Source organism: Spiroplasma endosymbiont of Megaselia nigra, assembly GCF_003987485.1.
Taxonomy (GTDB): domain Bacteria; phylum Bacillota_I; class Bacilli_A; order Mycoplasmatales; family Mycoplasmataceae; genus Spiroplasma.
The window spans coordinates 1-2,109 of the sequence record NZ_RCOO01000185.1; the positions used below are offsets into that span (position 1 = coordinate 1).

2 protein-coding genes are annotated in these 2,109 nt (G+C 24.4%); both read right to left on the reverse strand.

Going from position 1 to position 2,109, the window contains the following annotated elements:
- On the reverse strand, positions 1-280 hold a 280-nt coding region (locus D9R21_RS05920; protein WP_158613942.1), incomplete at its 3' end, for a lipoprotein.
- A 5-nt stretch (positions 281-285) separates the two neighbouring features.
- The gene (locus tag D9R21_RS05925) at positions 286-1,863 is read right to left on the reverse strand and encodes a ribosome-inactivating family protein (protein ID WP_126821476.1); all 1,578 of its coding nucleotides are present in this window, start codon (positions 1,861-1,863) and stop codon (positions 286-288) included.
- Between the last annotated feature and the right edge of the window lie 246 nt (positions 1,864-2,109).

The window sequence follows — 2,109 nt, forward strand, 5'->3', positions numbered from 1 at the left end:
TATTGTTTTTAAATTTACTAATTATTCAATTATCTTTTTCATTTCCACGCCATACTACATAATAATATTTATTATCAACTGTATTAAATGGTTTTTCTTGTGGTGCTATTCATTCTAAATTGTCTTTAATTTCTTGGTTAGCAGTATTTACTTTGTTTTTTTCTTTTAGTTCTTTTAATTCTTCGGGTGTATATTCTTGTGGTGTATTACAAGCAACTAAACTTGTTGTACTTGTTCCAATTAAAGTAATTGTTCCTAAAAGACTTAATATTTTTTTCATTTTAATTAATTAAACAGTCCAATTCCATTACCAATTTTTATTTTTCCTATTAAATTAGCGCTTGAAGCTCATCAATTTAAATTTTGATAACATATAACTTGTAAATAATAATTTTTATCTTCTTCATCAAAATAATATGTTAAACCAAATTTTTGACTAACTAAAATATTAGCTGATGAATCTCAATCATTAAAACTTTGAAGATAAATTTTAGCAGCATTTTCAATTTCATTTCAAGAATTTTTTCTAGTAATTTTACCTTCTGTTATTGCTGATGATAAATTATTATTATTTTCTTCTAAGAATTTTTTAATGCTTCTACCTTTTACTTTGGTAGTATCACACTCTGATTCATTATTATAATTTCATGAACCTCATTCTGTTCTTGCTCCTCAACAATCACTATGTACATCACCTATAAACTCAATTTTTTTATAATTTTCAACTGAGTTTATTTTACCCAAATTAAAGGTGTGTATATAGTAATTTGCATAATCACCTAATTGGGATTCATGAAAAATTATTTTATCTTCTTTATTAGTTTCATCATAATGAAACACTCTTTCCGGAACATTGAAACAATATTCATTATTATTTAAATCCCCAGCATTTCTTGTATTACAACTATTAAAGTAATTGGCAATTAAATATGTAAAAACTAATATACTGTGTATTTTATCAAAACTTATCAAATTATGGTTACTATTTAAATGATTAATAGCATCCTTGGTTGTTTTGCTTCAGTCTTTTACAATATCTTTAAAATTATTTTGTCAGTATACTGGTATCCCGGGAAAAGTATGACTTGAAACACTATTTATAATTAAATTTTGTACATCTCTAAAACGCATACTTTCTGATGTTGATAAAACAACCCTAAATAAAGAAGCTTTTAAAATATCTTCACTAGGAGCATTAGTTCCCCCTATATTAGATAAATTAAAAAAAGCATCTTCTATACCTGATCAAGTAATTTGAGGATTTGCATTACTACCAATTAGATTTCCATAACTTCCATTAAAATTTAAACGTTGACCAATATATCCAGATATATTATCTAAATTATTTTCCTCATTAAAATAATAATAATTTCCATTATTAATGAAACCTGTCAAATAAAAATTTCTAGAACTAAAAACCAATCTTATCATTTGTGATTGTTCATTGTGTTCTATTACAACTGGAACAATAAAATAATTATAGATAGAATTTGGATTTATAAAATAATTTTCACGAGGCGTATGACCATCAATCCCGCAAGATATAGGATTTTCGGGATCTCCGGCACCCACTTGTCCCCTAATTGTTCTAATTATATCATTTCTTTGCAAATACTCAATAATTTTACACAAATCTTTAAAAAAATCATGAACACTACCCGAAATATGTAAAATTGGGGATTCATTTTCAGGAGAATTATTGTTTCTTTTATTTATATTTAAATTTTTTAAATTATTTGATTGTAAATAATTAATTTTATTTTTGATAGTTTCTTCTTTTTTATAACCGCTGGCAGCAATTGTTGTTGGTATAGCAGTTCCACTAATTGTTAATACACTTAATAAACTAAGTAATTTTTTCACACTTGTTCTTCCCCTTTTCTTAATCTTAAAAATTTTTATCAAGATCTACTGCAATATATATATATAAGTAAAATTAGAACTTATTTTAAAAATTTTATCTTGTTTAATATCTTTTATTGGTAGTTTTAAGGGCCAAATTAGCAATCGAATATATTAAGTTTAGTATTTATTTACATAAAGTATTGTATTGGTAAATTATTAGTATATAATTAATGTAAGTTTTAATCTTTTTGTATCAAAAAAGAG